The sequence below is a fragment of the Pseudonocardia sp. SID8383 genome (assembly GCF_009864975.1).
Taxonomy (GTDB): Bacteria; Actinomycetota; Actinomycetes; order Mycobacteriales; family Pseudonocardiaceae; genus Pseudonocardia; species Pseudonocardia alni.
Window position 1 is genome coordinate 1 of the sequence record NZ_WWFY01000679.1, and the last position, 201, is coordinate 201.

A 201-nucleotide genomic window follows, 5' to 3' on the forward strand; every position below is an offset into this window, starting at 1 on the left:
GTCCCAGACGGCGACGGTCGCCGTCACATAGGCCTGGCCGGTGTAGTCGGCGCCGAGCTCCTGCAGCGCGAGATCGGCATCGGCCGCCTTGTTGGCGGCATCGGTGTCGACCAGCACGGAGGCCTCGTTGGTCATCACCTCCTTCAGGATCGCGGCGATCGACTTGCGCTTGGAGAACCATTGCCGCCGGATCTTTGTCAG

General features: G+C 65.7%; 1 protein-coding gene. It reads right to left on the reverse strand.

Translation table 11 applies throughout. The annotated features are described in order from the left end of the window. A partial coding sequence (locus GTW08_RS16410; protein ID WP_161152182.1) for a hypothetical protein occupies positions 1-201 on the reverse strand: 201 nt, incomplete at both ends.